This is a genomic window from Stenotrophomonas sp. YJH_SMC_131 (assembly GCF_059367975.1).
Map to the genome: position 1 here is coordinate 302,920 of NZ_JCAFRJ010000004.1, position 16,350 is coordinate 319,269.

The window sequence follows — 16,350 nt, forward strand, 5'->3', positions numbered from 1 at the left end:
AACGCGGTCCGGCGGTGCATTCAGTGGCACGACCAGCCGCACAGTCAAGCACGGCCCACGGCGCTTCGCCAGAGGGCACAGGCTGATTTCAGCACAACCTGCCATGGCAACGGTTACAGCCGCGTCTGCGCGCGACCACTGCGCTATCCTCGAAACCGCAGGCGGTGGCCCGCCCGCGTTTCTCCCTTGTCCGGACGCGCTGCATGCCTGATTCGATCCCGCCGCACACCCCGCCTGCCGGCACCGCCCAACGCCCGTTGCAGCGCTGGCGCGGCGGCACGCAACAGCAGCAGGTCGACGTGGTGGCCGAGGAAGTGCCGATGGCGCTGCGCTACAACGATGCCGCCTTTGCCGTGATGATGGCCACACCCTGTGATCTGGAGGACTTCGCACTCGGATTTTCGCTCAGCGAAGGCCTGATCAGCGCGCCCTCGCAGCTGCTGTCGATCGATATCCACCCACAGCTCGAAGGCATCGAGCTGCAGATGACCGTGGACGAGGCTGCGCCCGGCGCAAACCTCGACCCCGACAAGGGACGCCTGCTGCCCGGCCGTGGTGGCTGTGGCCTGTGCGGCACGCGCCAGCTGGAAGAAGTGCTGCGCCCACTGCCGCAGATCCGCGAGCGCCGCAGCTATTCCGCCACCGCCCTGCAGCGGGCGTTGGCCAGCTTGGCGCAGCACCAGCCGATGAATGCGGCAAGCGGCTCGATCCATGCCGCGGCCTGGGCCGACGCCAGTGGGCGCATCGGCTGGGTACGCGAGGACGTCGGCCGCCACAATGCACTGGACAAGCTGATCGGCGCCCTGCACCACAACGAACACGCCATCGAAGGCGGCCTGCTGGTGATTTCCAGCCGGGCCAGCTACGAGATGGTGAGCAAGGCAGTGCGCGCCGGCGCCAGCGTGCTGGCGGCAGTGTCCGCGCCGACCGCGCTGGCGATCGATCTGGCCCGCAGCGCCGGCCTGTGCCTGGTCGGGTTCGCGCGGGAAAGCGGGTTCAATGTGTATACCCATCCGGAGCGGCTGCAGGCGCACGACGGCCACGCCCGCTGAGGATGGCCGGGAGCACTGCGTCCCCCGGCCCGGTACACCTCAGCGCAGCGCGACCTTCGGGAAGTCCACCGGCACGTCGAACGCTACGTTGACGTAGTTGGTGAACAGGTTGAGCGCGACGTGGGCGAGGATCTCAACGATCTGCTCATCATCGAAGCCAGCCTCACGCAACGCCTGCACATCGCCGTCGGCAATCTGCGCACGCTGCTCGACCACCTTCAGCGCGAAGTCCAGTGCAGCGGCGGTAGCCGGATCGCTGGACTGGCCGATCTGCGCGGCGGCCATCTGCTCGCCGCTGGCGCCGGCCTTGCGGCCCAGCGCGGTGTGCGCGGCCAGGCAGTACTCGCAGGCATTGCGGTTGGCGATGGCCACGGCGATCTGCTCGCCCAGCAGCGGCGACAGTCGACCGCCGCCCAGCGCGCCGAACGCACCCCACATGCTCTGCAGGGCGGCCGGCGAGTTGGCTACGGCACGGAACATGGCCGGGGTGGCGCCGAAGGCGGCGTGGACCTGGCCCAGCAGGGCCTGACGGTCGGCGGTGGTGTTGGCGGCATCGATCAGGGGGACACGGGACATGGTGGATCTCCTTGGGAAAGCGCCCGGGATTGGACGACCCGCTCATCCTAGGTAGAATCCATGGACGAACCAGACGCAATAAACCACACATGTTGTCCATTCATCCATGAACGTGTCCGCCGACACTTCCGCACCCGACCGCCTCTCCTCTCTGCTGGAACGCTTCCGGGTGCAGGCCGCGCTGTTCCACAGTGGTCCGCTGTGCGGGCGCCACGTCTTCGAGCCGCAGCCCGGTCGTGCCTTCCTGCACATCCTGCGCCAGGGTGAAATGGAGGTCCGTCATCCCGGGGGCGATATCGCGCTGCCCCGGTTGAAGATCGACACACCCAGCCTGCTGCTGTATCCGCAGCCGCTGCACCATGTGTTCTTCAACGCACCGCTGGATGGCCCGGATTTCACCTGCGCCACGCTGGACTTCGATGGCGGCGCGCGCAATCCGATCGTGCAGTCGCTGCCACCGGTGATGGTGGTGCCGCTGGCGGCGATCGGCGAACTGGATGACACCCTGCACCTGCTGTTCGCCGAGGCCGATCGCCAGCGCTGCGGTTCCCGGCTGCTGACCAACCGCCTGTTCGAGGTGGCGCTGATCCAGATCCTGCGCTGGGTGGTGGACCACCCGGATGCGGCGGGCGTCAGCCATGGGCTGATGCGCGGGCTGTCCGATGCGCGGCTGGCCCGTACGCTGGTGGCGATGCACCAGGCGCCGCAGGACGATTGGACGCTGCCGCGCATGGCTGCGACTGCCGGCATGTCGCGCAGCGCGTTCGCGGCCGTGTTCAAGGACGTGATGCAGGCAACGCCAGCCAGCTACCTGCTGGACTGGCGGCTGAGCCTGGCCTGCGCGCAGCTGCGGGCCGGCGTGGCGGTCAAGCAGGTGGCGATCGAGGTGGGGTTTGCCGATACCGCATCGTTGTCGAAGGCGTTCCGCAAGCGGTTGGGGGCTTCGCCGAGGGCGTGGCTGGCCGCGGGCGCCGCGCAGGCTGGGTAAATGGATGAGGGGTAGAGTCGACCGCTGGTCGACCATCGCGCGACGCGCGGGATTTTCGTTGTCCGACCGAAGGGCAGTCGACTAACGATCGACTCTACCGATGCGGCATTTTCGTGATCTGACCGAAGAGCAGCCGACCAGCGGTCGGCTCTACCACGGGCGATCGAAGCGGCATTTTCGTGATCTGACCGAAGGGCAGCCGACCAGCGGTCGGCTCTACCACGGGCGATCGAAGCGGCATTTCCGTGGCCTGACCGAAGGACAGCCGACCGGCGGTCGGCTCTACCACGGGCGATGTCGGCGCGCCGGCTGCCCGCTCAACTGGACGTTCCATCGGGCTTCGCCAGCAGCCCGGCGATCCGTTCGGCCACCTGGGCGCGCACGCTTTCATCCAGCTGCCCCTCGTACATCGCCTCGTAGATCCACAGGCCGTCGGCGGCCAGCCGTGCCACGAAATTGTCGAGCGCGGCCGGGTCGCTCTGCCCGGCCGACGGCGGCAGCGGCGCCCAACGCCGTACCGCCGGGCCCCACGGGCGCTCATCGGCGTCCGGGTCGGCCGATTCGAGCATGAACATCAGCTCGGCACGGGTAGCGCTCTGCGCCGAGACGCGCACGAAGGTCTGGTAACGCTCCAGCGCCGAGGCTTCGTCTGCACGCTTGCCCAGCAGCGTTTCCATCGACGTCTCCCAGGCCTGCACCAGGTGCTCGTCGATGCCGCGCAGCAGCGCCTCGCGCGAGGGGAAGTGGTACAGCAGGCCGCCGCGGGTCAGCTTGGCCTCGGCCGCCACCGACTCGAAGGTCACTGCGCGCACGCCATCACGATTGATCACGTTGACGGCGGCGTCGAGGATGCGGTCGCGCTTGCTGGTTCTCATCGCGTCATTTTACGCGATCGGCCGCACCCACGCGGCCGCCGACGCGCCCGCGCAGCAGGCGCGCGATGATCGAAGCGCCCAGCGCCAGCACCACCGTGATCACCAGCAGCACGATCTGGTAGCCGCGGTCATACGCGGCCGTGGCCAGTGCGAACCACTCGCCCTGCCCGCTTTCACGTGCCACGTGCAGCGCCTGGGTGAAGCCTTCCCGTGCAAGCGCGGGCATGTCGGCCGAGACCGGCAGGAATGCGCCATACACCGCCGCGCTCAAGCTGCCCAGCATCGCCACCGCCAGCAGGCCACCGAACTCGTAGGACACCTCTTCCACCGACGAGGCCATGCCCGCACGGTGCGCCGGTACGTTGTTGAGGATGGCGGTGGACGCCACCGAGATGGCCGAACCCATGCCGAAGCCGGTGATCGCCATGCCGGCGACCACCCAACCGAGGCCGTGCGGGAAGCCGAATGCCACCACGCCGACACCCAGCGCACCTGCGGCCAGGCCGCCACAGATCAGCGGGCGCAGGCCCACCCGGTGCAGGATGCTGCCGCCCAGCAGCGCACTGGGCAGGCTGCCCAGCGCGGCCACCGACACCAGCAGGCCCGCCTGCAGCGGAGAAAAGCCCGCCACCAGCTGGAAGCGCTGGGTAGTGACCAGCTGCAGGCCGGCCATCGCAAACAGGGTGAACACCGCCGACAGCGTGCCGGCCAGGAACGCCGGATTGCGGAAGATCGCGAAGTCCAGCAGCGGGTGCGGCAGCTGCTGCTGGCGGCGCGCGAACGCCGCACCACTGATGGCGGCCAGCAGCAGCGCGCCTGCACCCAGCGCATACGACGGCGGCGTAGCGATCAGTGACTTGATCGCCAGCACCAGGCCGGACAGTGCAGCCAGAGCCAGCAGCGACGAAACCAGGTCCCACGGTCGCGAGGGGTCGCGCTGGCCTTCCGGTGCCAGCAGCAGCGTGGCCACGAACGCGACCACGACCACCGGCACGTTGATCAGGAACACCGAGCCCCACCAGAAATGCTGCAGCAGCCAGCCACCAATGATCGGGCCAAGTGCCGCACCGACGATCGCCACCGAACCCCAGATCGCGATGGCGATGTTGCGTTCGCGCGCTTCGTGGAAGCTCAGGCCGATCAGCGCCAGCGTGGCCGGCATCATCGCGGCCGCGCCGACCGCCAGCAAGGCGCGCGCGGCAATCAGCTGCCCTGCGGTGTCGGCGAACGCCGCTGCCAACGATGCCACGCCGAACACCACCAGGCCGATCAGGAACATGCGGCGGTGGCCGATGCGGTCGCCCAGCGTGCCCGCACCCAGCAGCAGGCCGGCCATCACCAGCGGATAGGCGTTGATGATCCACAGCGCCTGGCCGGCACTGGCCGAGAGTTCTTCGGTCAGCGTGGGCAGGGCGGTGTAGAGCACGGAGTTGTCGAGCGTGACCAGCAGCAGGCCGGCGGCGACGGTGAACAACAGTGCCCAGCGACGGGCACGCGACAGGGCCGGAGCACCGGCCAAGGGCTGGGACGAAGCCATGGGAGAACCTGGTGGGGTGGATTACGGCGATAACTATACAGGATGTCCTGTATAGTTATGAAGGCGGCGACAGCGGCTCAGATTGCGGTCCGGGCAATGTTCATGTTGCCGTGCCCCTCATGCCCGGTCTTGGCTGGTGTCCGGGATCATCACCGGCAGTCTTCCGGCAGCGCAGCAATCGCCGCTACCACCGCCGCCTGCATGCCCTGCCCCACGGCCATGTCCAGCTCCCCGCCCGTTGCCCCGTGCTGGCGCCGCAGCTCGTCCTCGCACAGGCCGCGCACCCGCGCGCGGGCATTCGCGCGCAGGCTGCTGCACCGCCAGTCGGTGCCACCCAGCGGCAGCACCGAATACACCACGCTGTTGCAGGCGTTGCCAGCGCGCTGCTGCAACGACCGGCCACCAAAATCCCGGGGTTCACTGCTGCGCTGCGGGTCGAAGTAGCTGTCCGGGAATGTGCGCGCGTACTGTTCGATGTCCAACGCCATGCTGCGCCCAGCGGCCAACGGCATCTGCAGCGGCTGCCCGCACCGCGTCGCATCGGCGCGATGCTGGATGTACTGGTAGATCGGCCGGTCCAGCGATGGATCCTGCTGGGTCACCGCGCTGACTCCCGCCAGCACCGGCAGCGATGCACGATTGGCCATGCGCGCCAGCAGCCCCGCCTGCGCTGGCTGGCAGCGGTCGCGCACTGTTGCCGCAAGCAGGAACAGCACGTCGTTGCGGAACGCGTGGTCGTCACCCAAACGCTGTTCGATGCGCTGGCTGGCGTCGGACGCCGGTGCTGGAAACGCGACCACCGGCGGCGCGGTGGGTGCGCGCTGCCGCTGCCACCACACCAGCAGCACGACTGCGCTCACCAGCACCCCGGCAGCCAGGATCCAGCGCATGCGCATCAGTCGTGGATCGCCGTCAGCGTGGCCGCTGCGGCATCGTAGGACGCGCTGGCAATGTCCGCATCGAAGCGCTTCACCTGCAGGCGGCCGGCCAACCGGTACGGGTCCCAAAGATCGCCCAGCGCGATCGGCGTGGCCAGGGTCACATGGATGATCTGGTTCGGTGGCGGCGGCGGCACGTGGATGCACGCACCGTAGAACGGCACGAACAGCAGCTCATCGACCAGGCCGGCATCATTGGTGCCCAGCGGTACCACGTAGCCATCCAGATCCACCGCGCGACCGTCGACAGCGTCGACCACGCGCGAAGAGCCGAACTGCTTGGCGCGATCCGGGCTGGAATGGTCGATTTCCTGCCCCGGTGGCGTGCCCGAGCCGGTGTCGTCGATCAGGCCGCCCACCCCGTCCATGCCATTGCGTGACAAGCCGATCTGCGGGGGCGGGCGCTGATAGGTCACTTCGTCCGGCCGCAGCGCGTCCCAGCGGTCGATAGGCGTTTCGGGCGCGGCGGAGGGCAACGGCTTGTCGCGCGGCGTGGCCACCACGGCATCACCGCCCGGTGACGTGCAGCCTGCCAACCAGACGCATCCAAGCAGCAACACAGCGCTACGGTTCATAGGGCCTCAACTGTGCATCACGCATGGTGTAGGCGGAACCGGCCAGATCATCATCCAGCCGCTCGGCACGCAGGGTGCCGGCCAGGAAGAACGGCGAGTACATGTCCGGCATGGCGATCGGGCGCGGCAGCACCACGTGCACGATCTGGTTCGGTGGCGGCGGTGGTACGTGGATGCAGGCGCCGTAGTACGGCACGAACAGGAATTCGGTCAGGCGCCCGTCCTGCGCAGTGGCCAGCGGCACCACGTAGCCGGGCAGGCGCACCGGACGCTGCAGCACCGTATCCACGGTACGGAACGTGCCGAACTGCGGCATGCGCCGGTTGCCGTTGTGCTCCACCTCCGGGCCCTCTCCGCGCTCCAGCGCGGCCAGCTCGTCCTTGGGCATCATCTGCAACCAGTCCAGTTCCTGCTCCGCCGCATCCGCAGCGCCAGCGTGGTCGACAACCGGCGAAGGTGGCAACGCCTGCACACCGGTATCCACCGGCCGCTCGCAGGCTGCCAGCGCCAGTACCATCGGCAATGACAGCATCCAGCGCATGCTCAGCCTCCCGGCGACAGACCATCGGCCAAGGTGCGCCGGTAGGCCAGCAACGCCGGCACCAGCCCGGCCACCGCGCTGATCGCCAACACACCCGCCACCCAGCCCAGCTCGCGGCCATCCGGCCAGACATGGGTGATGGACAGGCCGAACGTGGCCAGGGCCCAGCCGCGTCCGGCCATGCTGGCGGCCACCAGCAGCCCCAACGCCAGCACGCAGGCCACGGCACTGGTTGCCACCGCTTCCACTACCAGCAGGCCGGCGATGTAACCCGGCCGCGCGCCGGTCGCACGCAGGATCGCCATCTCGCGCCGCCGCTGCTGCAGCGTCGAGACCAGCAACGCCACCAGCGAGACCATGCCCAGCAACACCACCAACGCGCTGATCAGCTGCAGGGCGCGCTCGGCCGTGCCCAGCGACTGCCACAGCTGCTGCAGCGTCACCCCGGGCAGGATCGCCAGCATCGCCTCTTCGGGATACTCGTTGATCCTGCGCTGCACCGAAAAGGTGGCGATGCGCGAGTTAAGGCCGAGCATGAAAGCGGTGATGCTGGTCGGGGTCAGATCGAGGTGGCGCGCCTGCTCAGCACTGACGCTCTGGCTGCGCAGCTGCACACCCGAGCGCCAGTCGACGTGGATGGCCTCGATCGCCGGCAGCGAGACCAGCAGCGACGAATCCACTGGCGTGCCGGTGCGCTGCAGGATGCCGGAGACCCGGAACGGCTTGTCGGCATGCGTGGCCAGCGTGACCGCGCCGGTGCCGTGCGCCAGCACGATCTCGTCGCCGAGGCCGACCTTCTGCGCGCGTGCCACCTCCGCACCGATCACCGCGTCATACAGATCATCAAAGGGCCGCCCCTGTGCAAAAGCAAGCGCGTGACCGGAACCATAACGATAGTGTTCAAAGTAGCCGCCAGTGGTACCCACTACCCGGTAGCCGCGCCAGGAATCGCCCAGCGACAGCGGCACCGCCCACTTCACCTGCGGCATTGCGGACAGCGCCTGGTAGGACTGCCAGGACACGTTGTTGGTGGGGTCACCGATATGGAACACCGCGTACAGCAGCAGGTTCACCGGCCCCGAACGCGCACCGACAATCAGGTCCGTGCCCGACACCGTGCTGGCGAAGCCTTCGTGCGCCTGCGTGCGCACACGCTCGACACCCAGCAACAGCACCACGCTGAGGGTGATGACCAGCACGGTCAGGCCCACGCTCAACGCGCGGCTGCGCAGGCTGGCCCAGGCAAGCTCAAGCATGGTCGGCACCTGCCTGGTTGATCTGAGACAGGGCAATCGTGCGGTCGAACAACGGCTGCAGGCTGTCGTCATGGCTGACCACCAGCACCGTGGTGCCGGCCGCCTCGCATTGCGCCGACATCAGCTTCAGGAACGCGGTCGCCGCGTCGCGGTCGAGCGCCGAGGTCGGCTCATCAGCCAGCAGCAACGCCGGGCGGCCGATCAGCGCGCGTGCCGCCGCCACGCGTTGTTGCTGGCCGACGCTGAGCGTGCCGGCGCGGCGCTGCATCAGCCCGGGGTCCAGCTGCAGGGCCTGCAGCAGTCGCGCGATCTCGGCATTCAACGGCCCGCTGATGCGCGCACTGCGAAGGCGCGAGAAGCGCAGGCCCAGTGCGATGTTGTCGCGCACGCTGAGAAACGGCAGCAGGTTGAACTGCTGGAAGATCACGCCCAGGTGGTCGGCGCGGAAGCGATCCCGCGCGGCACCACGCATCGCCTGCAGCGCGTGGCCGGCGACCTCGATGCGGCCGTTGCCGGGCAGCAGCACGCCCGCCAGCAGGCCGAGCAGCGTGCTCTTGCCACCGCCACTGATTCCGCGCAGCAGCACGCTGCTGCCCTGCTCGATCCATAGCCGCGGCACGTCCAGCACCAGCCGCCGGCCATAGCCGAACTGCACGCCATCCAGCACGATCACCGGTCGCATGCTCACGGTGCCAGCACCACGCGCAGATTGTCCGCAGTCAACACGCTGCGGTTCTGGCCATGGGCGGTGGTGCTGTTGACGATCACTTCGTGCAGGCCCGGGAATACTGCGGGCAGGCGCACGACGATGGCCCGCAACCCGGCAGGCTTGGTGCACTGGTACCGCAGCGTTGCGCTGAACCCTGCGTGGCGATGCTGACCGGGCGGCGGCGCGGCAGCCATCGCATCGAAGCCCTCGGCCCTGGCATCGTTCGCGATAAGGCGGCAGCCCGCGGCGGTGGGCAAGGTGACCCAGCTGCCGCTTTGCAGCAGCGCAATCGCACGCGCCAGCGCGGCCTGCTCGGTTGCATTGGCCGACGGCCGCTCGAAATCAAGGATGCCGATGCCGGGCGCCTGCAGGGCGAATTCCAGCGTCTGCTGGTCAAGCGCAAGATCAACGGTGGCCTGGCCGTGTACGTGCGCACCGAGCTGGCGGACATCATGGGCCTGTGCAGCGCTGGCAGCCAGCAGCAGGAAAAGAGCAGCAGAACGCTTCATGGGAGAGGCTCCAATTGTTACTATGTAACATTATGGACCACATCCCCACGACGCCTGCAAGGGCCCTGGCCCAGCCGCCAGCTTCGGCACGCTGGCACCCCCGCTTCGATCTAGCCGGGGCCTGGCTGTCCCTGGCCTGCGCCGCCCATTGCATCGCCCTGCCCCTGCTGTTGGCCTTCGTGCCGGCAGCGATGATGGCGCTGCGCTCGTTCCAGCACCCCGGCCATGGCGCGATGACGGTGCTGCTGATGATGTCGCGCTGGGAATGGGTGTTTGCGCTGCTGGCCTCGTCGCTGGCCTTGGCGAGCACCTTGGCCGGGGTTCACCGGCATGGGCGCTGGCGACCTGCAAGGCTGGCCTGCGTCGGCGCCCTCCTGCTGTTGCCGGCCTCGCTATACCTGCCGCTGAAGGAATCACTGCTCTGGCATGGCGTGGCGACAGCTGGTGGTGGCGTGCTGCTGGCATGCGCGCACATCGGCAACCGGCGCGCGCTGCACAACCGCCGGTAGTGCCGGCCGCTGGCCGGCAGCTGCGGGATCCCGGCAGCCGGCCAACGGCCGGCTCTACCCCCTGCATGCATGGGCCATGCATCAGGGGATACGCAGCTGGTAGTGCCGGCCGCTGGCCGGCAGCCTCAGGGACCCGTCAGCCGGCCAGCGGCCGGCTCTACCCATCCGTACATGGGCCACGCAACAGGTGACGCTCAGTCGGTAGTGCCGGCCGCTGGCCGGCAGCCCCAGAGACCCGGCAGCCGGCCAGCGCCCGGCGCTACGCCGCCTTATTCGTCAAACGGACGCTGGCCGAGCGTCTGCGTCACGTGGTCGACGAAACAGGTGATGCGCGCGGCCAGCGCGGTGTTGCGGTAGTACACCGCGTTGATCGGCTGGCGCACCTCCTGCGTCTGCTTGGCGAACAACTGCACCAGGCGGCCGTCACGCCGGTCCTGGCGGGTCAGGAAGTCGGACAGGCAGGCGATGCCCAGCCCGGTCACCGCCATCTGCCGCAGTGTCTCGCCACTGGACGAAGCAATCGCCGGCTCGATCACGAAAGGGCCGCCATCGGCATCCTGCAGCGGCCATTCGTTCAACGAACTGGGCTGGGTGAAGCCAAGCAGGTCGTGCTCGCGCAGCTGCTCCACCCGCGTGGGCGTGCCACGCCGGCGCAGGTACTCGGGGCTGGCCACCACGCGGATGCGGCTGTGGCCGATGGGCCGCGCATGCAGGGTGGAATCGCGCAGCACGCCAATGCGGAACGCTACGTCGGTGCGCTTCTCGATCAGGTCGGTGATGCCTTCATTGGAATTCAGCTCCAGCTCCACCTGCGGGTAGCGCTCGCGGAAGCCCTCCAGCAACGGCACGATGACGTGCAGCATGAACGGCGTGGCGGCGTCTACGCGCAGGCGCCCGACCGGCTGCAGCCGCCGCGCGGCCATCTGTTCCTCGGCCTCGTCCACCGTGGCCAGGATCGTGCGCGCGTACTCCAGGAATGCGGCTCCCTCCTCGGTCAGCTCCAGCCGCCGCGTGGTCCGCCGCAGCAGCGTGGTCTGCAGCTTGTCCTCCAGCCGCGCCAGGGTGCGGCTGGTGGCGGAGATGGTCAGCTCCAGCTCTTCGGCCGCGGCAGTGATCGAACCGCTGTCGACCACGGCCACGAAGGCCTTCAGCTCATCCAGGGTGGTTTTCATTTTTTACCTCGGCGCAAAAGCATTTCCCATATACACAGCTTAATAAACAAATGTAAAGCGCCCACACTTCGCCCTGTCCCGAGCCCACCGGCTCTCAACGAAGTCCCTGGAGTCCATCATGAGCGTTCCTTCCTTTGGCGTCGGCACCTTCCGCCTGACCGGCCAGACCGTCATCGATTCGGTGCGCAACGCCCTCGACGTCGGCTACCGTGCGGTCGATACCGCGCAGATCTACGGCAACGAAGCCGACGTCGGCCAGGCCATCGCCGAATCCGGCGTCCCGCGCGACGAGCTGTTCCTGACCACCAAGATCTGGGTGGACAACTACGCCGCAGACAAGCTGATCCCGAGCCTGCGCGACAGCCTGGCCAAGCTGCGCACCGGGTACGTCGACCTGCTGCTGATCCACTGGCCGGCGCCGGGCAATGGCGTTGAACTGCGCGAGTACATGACCGCGCTGGCCGAAGCCAAATCGCTGGGCCTGACCCGTCAGATCGGTGTGTCCAACTTCAACATCGAACTGACCCGGCAGGCCATCGAGGTGGTCGGCGCCGGCGAGATCGCCACCAACCAGATCGAACTGAGCCCCTACCTGCAGAACCCTGCATTGACTGCCTTCCTGCAGGAACAAGGCATCATCGTCACCTCCTACATGACCCTGGCCTACGGCAAGGTGCTGAAGGACCCGGTGCTGGCCGCCATCGCCGACAAGCACCAGGCCACCGTCGCCCAGGTCGCGCTGGCGTGGGCGCTGCAGCGGGGTTACTCGGTCATCCCGTCCTCGACCAAGCGCGAGAACCTGGCCAGCAACCTGCTTGCCCAGGACCTGCACCTGGATGCCGATGACATGGCCGCGATCGCCGCGCTTGACCGCAACGGCCGCGAAGTCGATCCGCCCGGCCTGGCCCCGGCCTGGGACTGAGGAGCCTCGCCATGGGCAGTGCGTTGACGCGGCTGCAGGCCGGTGGTTTCAGCATCGGCATCGAAGCACCGCTGGACAATGACTGGACGCCGCTGGGCGAACAGGCACGACGCGCCGCGCGACGCCTGCCCGGCGAACCGGACCTGCAGCGCCATGCGGAGCTGGCACGGCTGGCCGACCGCCTTGGCTTCCGTGCGCTGTGGGTACGCGACGTGCCCGTGTACGACCCGGCCTTCGGCGATGCCGCACAGGTGTTCGAGGTGTTCAGTTACCTCGGCTACCTGGCCGGCATCACCGAGCACATCCTGCTGGGTACCGGCGCGGTGGTGCTGCCGATCCGCGAGCCGTTGCTGACCCTGAAGTCGGCACGCAGCGTGCAGCGGCTGAGCGGTGACCGCCTGCTGCTGGGCGTGGCCAGTGGCGACCGCCCGGTGGAGTACCCGCTGTTCGGCCGCGACTTCGACAGCCGTGGCAGCCGCTTCCGCGAGCAGATCGCACTGCTGCGCGAAGGCGCCGCCGCGCACCTGCCGCAGGGCCTGGACGTGCTGCCCGCGGATGGCCCGGCCCCGCCGCTGTTCGTGGCAGGCCTGGCCCAGCAGCAACCGGCGTGGATCGGCCAGCACATGGATGGCTGCCTGGCCTACCCGGGCACGCCGCAGGACCATGTACAACGCGTGGCGGCCTGGCGCGCCGTGGCCGGTAACAAGCCCTATGCCAGCTTCATCCACCTGGACCTGGTGGCCGATGCCGATGCTCCTCTGCAGCGCTGGCGCTTCGGCCTGCGCGGCGGCCGCAACGCCCTGCTGGCCGAGCTGCACGCCATGCGGGCGGCCGGTGTCGACCACATCGGCCTGCAGTTCCGCCGCAACGAACGGCCGTTGGCCGAAACCTTCCACGAAATCGCCGAGTACGTGCTGCCGCACTTCCCGGCCCACGCCGGCGCCGCTGCGCCGCATGCCCCGCTTGCCGCCCCCGCGACGGCCTGACAGTTACCGGAGCTTTGCCATGAAGATGAAGACCCTGGCCGCGCTAGCGCTGGCTACCCTGCCGCTGTCCTTCCAGGCCACTGCCGAGGACTGGTACCCCTCTGCCTACGGCGCCAACGACGAGATCGGCGCGGCCAACCTGCTGACCGCCGACGTGGTCAAGCACGCGGTCTCGCTGGTCAGGACCGGCAAGACCTATCCGCTGGCGGTGCCGGTGGACAAGAACCTGCCCGCGTTCCGCCACCGCAGCTTCCGCCTGTACAACGTGCAGGTCGGCCAGCAGGCTGGCAAGTCGCTGGGCCCCAACAAGTTCACCTTCAACGATGAACTGGTGAACGCCTGGACCGGCGTTGGTACCCAGCTCAACGGCATCGGCCATATCGGCATCGACAACGTCTACTACAACGGCAACAAGGCCGCCGACTTCGTCACCGTGGACGGGGTGCGCAAGCTCGGCGTCGAGAAGGTGCCGCCGATGGTCACCCGTGGCGTCGTGCTGGACATGACCACGTACTACGGCAAGGCGATCGTGCCCGGCGGCACCGAGTTCACCGTGGCCGACATCCAGGCCGTGCTGAAGAAGCAGGGGCTGCGCCTGCGCAAGGGCGACGTGGTGCTGTTCAACACCGGCTGGCTGGAACTGATCGGCAAGGACGACAAACAGTTCCTGGAAGTGGAACCGGGTATCGGCATGGAGGCGGCGAAGTGGCTGGCCGACCAGGGCATCGTCGCCTTCGGTGGCGACACCTGGGCCTCGGAGGTCTACCCGAACCCGAACGGTGCCGAGGAGTTCCCGATCAACCAGTACATGCTGGCCAAGCGTGGCATCTACAACCTGGAGCTGATCGACAGCCGTGCCCTGGTGCGCGACAAGGCCTGGGAATTCCTGTTCGTACTCGGCCAGCCGCTGTACGTCGGTTCGACCCAGGTCAACATCAACCCGGTGGCGATCCGATGAACACTGCCCCCGCCTTGCCGTTGTTCGCCGGCCGCCGCTTCCGCGTCAGCTATGACGGCCTGGCCGCCGACAATGTCTACAGCGCCGATGGCCGCCACGTGCAGTACGCCATCGTCTCCGGCGCCTATGCCGGTGCGCGGGGCGAAGCCGCCTGTGAATGGCAGCGGATCAGCGACGGGGTCTATGCCATTTCGTGGCAGGAAGCCGATGGCGCCACGGTCGTGCATGTCGATGACTTCGCGGGCGGGCATTCGCTGGCCTGGTTCACCGCCACCGATGGCAGTTTCCATCGCATGCAGGGGCCGCTGCACGCGCTGTGATGCGGGCCAGCGGCCGGCACTACCCCCTGCGGTCGGACAGCTTCGCGTGCCGCTCCGGTAGTGCCGGCCGCTGGCCGGCACCCCCGGCCTGCTCGAACACCCCGGCCACCCAGTCGATGAACACCCGCAAGCGTGGGGACGGCGTGCGGTTGCGCGGGTAGACCAGGCTCAACGGGCTTGGGGTCGGCGGCGCGTCCGGCAACAGCTCCACCAGCTGCCCGCGCGCGATATACGGGTCCATCCGGTAGCGCGGAGCCTGGATGATGCCCAGGCCCGCCAGCGCGGCGCCGAGGAACGCATCCGCACCGGACACACGCACCCGCACCGGCAGCGGCACGTAGCGCACCTGTCCGCCCTGCTGGAACTCCAGCGGAATCAGCTGGCCGGTGGCGCTGGAGCGATAGCCCACCATTTCATGGCCGCCCAGCAGGGACTCGATGCTGCCTGGCACGCCCTTGGCCTGCAGGTAGCCCGGCGCGGCCACCGTGACCTCGCGCAGCATCGCCAACCGGCGCGCCGCCAGATCGCTGTCGGCCAGCGTCCCCACCCGCAGCGCCGCATCCACGCCTTCGCGCAGCAGATCGACATAGCGGTCGCCTTCGCTGACCTCCAGTTCGATCTCCGGGTAGCGCTGCAGGAACTCCGGCAGATGGGGAAACAGCAGGTGCCGGCCCAGCGTGCCATGCACCTCAATGCGCAAGGGGCCGCGCGGCGGCGCGTCACGGAAGGCGGCCTCGGCGTCGTCCATGTCGGCGATCAGGCGCAGGCAACGGCCATAGAAGGCCTCGCCTTCCAGCGTCGGCACCACCAGCCGCGTGGTCCGGTGCAGCAGGCGCACGCCCAGCCGCTGTTCCAGCGCCTTGATCGCGTCGGTCACCGTGGCCCGCGGCAGGCCCAGGTCCTCGGAGGCCCGGGTGAAGCTGCGGCGCTCGACGATACGGACGAAGGCGCGCATGGCCGTGAAGCGGTCCATTGTTCGGCTATCCGGATGATGTTGGCGGATTATGCAGGATTATCCGAAATCGCGATTTCGCGAAGATGGCGCTGCGCCACTTCGGCGTGTCCCCGTGGAAGCCACCATGACCCTCTCCCCCGCCCGCTCTGTCGCCTTGGTCACCGGCGGATCCCGTGGCATCGGTGCCGCCATCTCGCGTCGGCTCGCCGCCAATGGCCACGCGGTCGCGATCAACTATGCGGGCCGCCGCGACGACGCCGAAGCCTTGGCGGCCGAACTGAACGCCGCCGGCGCGCAGGCCATCGCGCTGCAGGCCGATGTGTCCGATCCGCAGGCGGTGCGCCAGCTCTTCGACGCCATCGAAGCCCGTTTCGGCGGCATCGACGTGGTGGTCAACAGCGCCGGGGTGCTGCAGCTGGCACCACTGGCCGATACCGACGACGCCCTGTTCGAGCGGGTGATCGGCATCAACCTCAGGGGCGCCTTCAACGTGCTGCGCGAAAGCGCGCGACGGGTGCGCGACGGTGGCCGGCTGATCACCCTGTCCACCAGCGTGGTCGGCATCCGGCTGGAGAACTACAGCGTGTATGCGGCCAGCAAGGCGGCGGTGGAGACGATGGGCGCAATCCTCAGCAAGGAGCTGCGCGGGCGCAACATCACCGTGAACGCCGTGGCGCCCGGACCGACCGCCACCGATCTGTTCCTGGATGGAAAATCGCCCGAGCTGATCGAGCGGCTGGCGAAGATGAACCCCCTGGAGCGGCTGGGCATGCCGGAGGACATCGCCGGCGCGGTGGGGTTCCTGGCAGGTGCCGATGGCGGATGGATCAACGGCCAGGTGCTGCGCGCCAACGGCGGGATGGTATAGATCGCACAGGTGGCATCCACGCATGGCGCGACGCCCTTGTAGAGCCGAGCCCATGCTCGGCTGCTCTTCGCGCAAAGGCCAGAAGCAGCCGAGCGTTGGCTCGG

General features: G+C 68.4%; 19 protein-coding genes. 8 read left to right on the forward strand and 11 right to left on the reverse strand.

From position 1 onward, the window contains the following. Positions 1 to 203 precede the first annotated feature (203 nt). Positions 204 to 1,052: a formate dehydrogenase accessory sulfurtransferase FdhD gene (gene fdhD / locus AC5P56_RS11040; RefSeq protein WP_014647308.1), complete on the forward strand. Its 849-nt coding sequence runs from the start codon at positions 204 to 206 to the stop codon at positions 1,050 to 1,052. Positions 1,053 to 1,091: 39 nt separating this feature from the next. On the opposite strand, the gene AC5P56_RS11045 is transcribed toward fdhD, so the two are convergent. Continuing rightward, complete coding sequence (locus tag AC5P56_RS11045; RefSeq protein WP_461291097.1) at positions 1,092 to 1,628, reverse strand: carboxymuconolactone decarboxylase family protein; 537 nt, start codon at positions 1,626 to 1,628, stop codon at positions 1,092 to 1,094. Between the two features lie 106 nt (positions 1,629 to 1,734). On the opposite strand from AC5P56_RS11045, the gene AC5P56_RS11050 reads away from it, so the two are divergent. Further along, positions 1,735 to 2,616, forward strand: a complete 882-nt coding sequence (locus AC5P56_RS11050; RefSeq protein ID WP_495231644.1) for an AraC family transcriptional regulator — start codon at positions 1,735 to 1,737, stop codon at positions 2,614 to 2,616. A 317-nt stretch (positions 2,617 to 2,933) separates the two neighbouring features. Here AC5P56_RS11050 and AC5P56_RS11055 read toward each other — a convergent pair whose 3' ends face one another. The 8 genes from AC5P56_RS11055 to AC5P56_RS11090 form a co-directional block, all read right to left on the reverse strand. Next, positions 2,934 to 3,491: a TetR/AcrR family transcriptional regulator gene (locus AC5P56_RS11055; RefSeq protein WP_049420776.1), complete on the reverse strand. Its 558-nt coding sequence runs from the start codon at positions 3,489 to 3,491 to the stop codon at positions 2,934 to 2,936. Positions 3,492 to 3,495: 4 nt separating this feature from the next. Next, on the reverse strand, positions 3,496 to 5,028 hold the full coding sequence (locus AC5P56_RS11060) for an MFS transporter (protein ID WP_495231645.1): 1,533 nt from the start codon (positions 5,026 to 5,028) through the stop codon (positions 3,496 to 3,498). 149 nt (positions 5,029 to 5,177) lie between these two features. Next, complete coding sequence (locus tag AC5P56_RS11065; protein WP_401746961.1) at positions 5,178 to 5,924, reverse strand: hypothetical protein; 747 nt, start codon at positions 5,922 to 5,924, stop codon at positions 5,178 to 5,180. Continuing rightward, positions 5,924 to 6,541, reverse strand: coding sequence for a DUF3299 domain-containing protein (locus AC5P56_RS11070; protein WP_046430871.1), 618 nt, complete (start codon positions 6,539 to 6,541; stop codon positions 5,924 to 5,926). The genes AC5P56_RS11065 and AC5P56_RS11070 overlap by 1 nt, the downstream gene beginning before the upstream one ends. Further along, positions 6,531 to 7,082, reverse strand: a complete 552-nt coding sequence (locus tag AC5P56_RS11075) for a DUF3299 domain-containing protein (protein WP_014647315.1) — start codon at positions 7,080 to 7,082, stop codon at positions 6,531 to 6,533. The genes AC5P56_RS11070 and AC5P56_RS11075 overlap by 11 nt, the downstream gene beginning before the upstream one ends. Positions 7,083 to 7,084: 2 nt before the next feature. Continuing rightward, complete coding sequence (locus AC5P56_RS11080; RefSeq protein ID WP_495231646.1) at positions 7,085 to 8,338, reverse strand: ABC transporter permease; 1,254 nt, start codon at positions 8,336 to 8,338, stop codon at positions 7,085 to 7,087. After that, the gene (locus AC5P56_RS11085) at positions 8,331 to 9,026 is read right to left on the reverse strand and encodes an ABC transporter ATP-binding protein (protein ID WP_032962640.1); all 696 of its coding nucleotides are present in this window, start codon (positions 9,024 to 9,026) and stop codon (positions 8,331 to 8,333) included. Before AC5P56_RS11085 ends, AC5P56_RS11080 begins: the two co-directional genes overlap by 8 nt. Next, positions 9,023 to 9,556: a ZrgA family zinc uptake protein gene (locus tag AC5P56_RS11090; RefSeq protein ID WP_046430878.1), complete on the reverse strand. Its 534-nt coding sequence runs from the start codon at positions 9,554 to 9,556 to the stop codon at positions 9,023 to 9,025. The genes AC5P56_RS11085 and AC5P56_RS11090 overlap by 4 nt, the downstream gene beginning before the upstream one ends. A gap of 32 nt (positions 9,557 to 9,588) precedes the next feature. Between AC5P56_RS11090 and AC5P56_RS11095 the strand changes: the two genes are divergently transcribed. Beyond that, positions 9,589 to 10,065 (forward strand): MerC domain-containing protein, encoded by a 477-nt coding sequence (locus AC5P56_RS11095; protein ID WP_134808932.1) that lies wholly within the window; start codon positions 9,589 to 9,591, stop codon positions 10,063 to 10,065. A 269-nt stretch (positions 10,066 to 10,334) separates the two neighbouring features. Here the strand turns inward: AC5P56_RS11095 and AC5P56_RS11100 are convergent, their stop codons facing one another. Next, a complete protein-coding gene (locus tag AC5P56_RS11100) occupies positions 10,335 to 11,237 on the reverse strand; it encodes a LysR family transcriptional regulator (protein WP_111206306.1) in 903 nt (300 codons plus the stop codon). A 118-nt stretch (positions 11,238 to 11,355) separates the two neighbouring features. Here AC5P56_RS11100 and dkgB point away from each other — a divergent pair, with 118 nt between their 5' ends. The 4 genes from dkgB to AC5P56_RS11120 are packed head-to-tail and all read left to right on the forward strand — an operon-like array spanning position 11,356 to position 14,423. Continuing rightward, positions 11,356 to 12,159, forward strand: a complete 804-nt coding sequence (gene dkgB, locus AC5P56_RS11105) for a 2,5-didehydrogluconate reductase DkgB (protein ID WP_241886902.1) — start codon at positions 11,356 to 11,358, stop codon at positions 12,157 to 12,159. An 11-nt stretch (positions 12,160 to 12,170) separates the two neighbouring features. Next, positions 12,171 to 13,145 carry a TIGR03571 family LLM class oxidoreductase gene (locus AC5P56_RS11110; RefSeq protein WP_049439535.1) on the forward strand — a complete coding sequence of 325 codons (975 nt, stop codon included), beginning with the start codon at positions 12,171 to 12,173 and terminating at the stop codon, positions 13,143 to 13,145. Positions 13,146 to 13,164: 19 nt separating this feature from the next. After that, positions 13,165 to 14,103: a cyclase family protein gene (locus tag AC5P56_RS11115; RefSeq protein ID WP_126412369.1), complete on the forward strand. Its 939-nt coding sequence runs from the start codon at positions 13,165 to 13,167 to the stop codon at positions 14,101 to 14,103. Continuing rightward, positions 14,100 to 14,423: a MoaF-related domain-containing protein gene (locus tag AC5P56_RS11120; RefSeq protein ID WP_142234818.1), complete on the forward strand. Its 324-nt coding sequence runs from the start codon at positions 14,100 to 14,102 to the stop codon at positions 14,421 to 14,423. Before AC5P56_RS11115 ends, AC5P56_RS11120 begins: the two co-directional genes overlap by 4 nt. Before the next feature lie 19 nt (positions 14,424 to 14,442). Here AC5P56_RS11120 and AC5P56_RS11125 read toward each other — a convergent pair whose 3' ends face one another. Continuing rightward, complete coding sequence (locus AC5P56_RS11125; protein WP_111206316.1) at positions 14,443 to 15,396, reverse strand: LysR family transcriptional regulator; 954 nt, start codon at positions 15,394 to 15,396, stop codon at positions 14,443 to 14,445. A gap of 106 nt (positions 15,397 to 15,502) precedes the next feature. On the opposite strand from AC5P56_RS11125, the gene AC5P56_RS11130 reads away from it, so the two are divergent. Continuing rightward, positions 15,503 to 16,246 carry an SDR family oxidoreductase gene (locus AC5P56_RS11130; RefSeq protein WP_014647330.1) on the forward strand — a complete coding sequence of 248 codons (744 nt, stop codon included), beginning with the start codon at positions 15,503 to 15,505 and terminating at the stop codon, positions 16,244 to 16,246. Positions 16,247 to 16,350: the final 104 nt, after the last annotated feature.

What these genes read in the sequence shown, in the direction of transcription:
- AC5P56_RS11060 (WP_495231645.1), bottom strand. Translation starts at nt 5,028, where the DNA reads ATGGCTTCGTCCCAGCCCTTGGCCGGTGCTCCGGCCCTGTCGCGTGCC.
- AC5P56_RS11055 (WP_049420776.1), bottom strand. Translation starts at nt 3,491, where the DNA reads ATGAGAACCAGCAAGCGCGACCGCATCCTCGACGCCGCCGTCAACGTG.
- dkgB (WP_241886902.1), top strand. Translation starts at nt 11,356, where the DNA reads ATGAGCGTTCCTTCCTTTGGCGTCGGCACCTTCCGCCTGACCGGCCAG.
- AC5P56_RS11125 (WP_111206316.1), bottom strand. Translation starts at nt 15,396, where the DNA reads ATGGACCGCTTCACGGCCATGCGCGCCTTCGTCCGTATCGTCGAGCGC.
- AC5P56_RS11050 (WP_495231644.1), top strand. Translation starts at nt 1,735, where the DNA reads ATGAACGTGTCCGCCGACACTTCCGCACCCGACCGCCTCTCCTCTCTG.
- AC5P56_RS11100 (WP_111206306.1), bottom strand. Translation starts at nt 11,237, where the DNA reads ATGAAAACCACCCTGGATGAGCTGAAGGCCTTCGTGGCCGTGGTCGAC.
- AC5P56_RS11130 (WP_014647330.1), top strand. Translation starts at nt 15,503, where the DNA reads ATGACCCTCTCCCCCGCCCGCTCTGTCGCCTTGGTCACCGGCGGATCC.
- AC5P56_RS11045 (WP_461291097.1), bottom strand. Translation starts at nt 1,628, where the DNA reads ATGTCCCGTGTCCCCCTGATCGATGCCGCCAACACCACCGCCGACCGT.
- AC5P56_RS11120 (WP_142234818.1), top strand. Translation starts at nt 14,100, where the DNA reads ATGAACACTGCCCCCGCCTTGCCGTTGTTCGCCGGCCGCCGCTTCCGC.
- AC5P56_RS11090 (WP_046430878.1), bottom strand. Translation starts at nt 9,556, where the DNA reads ATGAAGCGTTCTGCTGCTCTTTTCCTGCTGCTGGCTGCCAGCGCTGCA.
- AC5P56_RS11110 (WP_049439535.1), top strand. Translation starts at nt 12,171, where the DNA reads ATGGGCAGTGCGTTGACGCGGCTGCAGGCCGGTGGTTTCAGCATCGGC.
- fdhD (WP_014647308.1), top strand. Translation starts at nt 204, where the DNA reads ATGCCTGATTCGATCCCGCCGCACACCCCGCCTGCCGGCACCGCCCAA.
- AC5P56_RS11070 (WP_046430871.1), bottom strand. Translation starts at nt 6,541, where the DNA reads ATGAACCGTAGCGCTGTGTTGCTGCTTGGATGCGTCTGGTTGGCAGGC.
- AC5P56_RS11115 (WP_126412369.1), top strand. Translation starts at nt 13,165, where the DNA reads ATGAAGATGAAGACCCTGGCCGCGCTAGCGCTGGCTACCCTGCCGCTG.
- AC5P56_RS11080 (WP_495231646.1), bottom strand. Translation starts at nt 8,338, where the DNA reads ATGCTTGAGCTTGCCTGGGCCAGCCTGCGCAGCCGCGCGTTGAGCGTG.
- AC5P56_RS11095 (WP_134808932.1), top strand. Translation starts at nt 9,589, where the DNA reads ATGGACCACATCCCCACGACGCCTGCAAGGGCCCTGGCCCAGCCGCCA.
- AC5P56_RS11075 (WP_014647315.1), bottom strand. Translation starts at nt 7,082, where the DNA reads ATGCGCTGGATGCTGTCATTGCCGATGGTACTGGCGCTGGCAGCCTGC.
- AC5P56_RS11065 (WP_401746961.1), bottom strand. Translation starts at nt 5,924, where the DNA reads ATGCGCATGCGCTGGATCCTGGCTGCCGGGGTGCTGGTGAGCGCAGTC.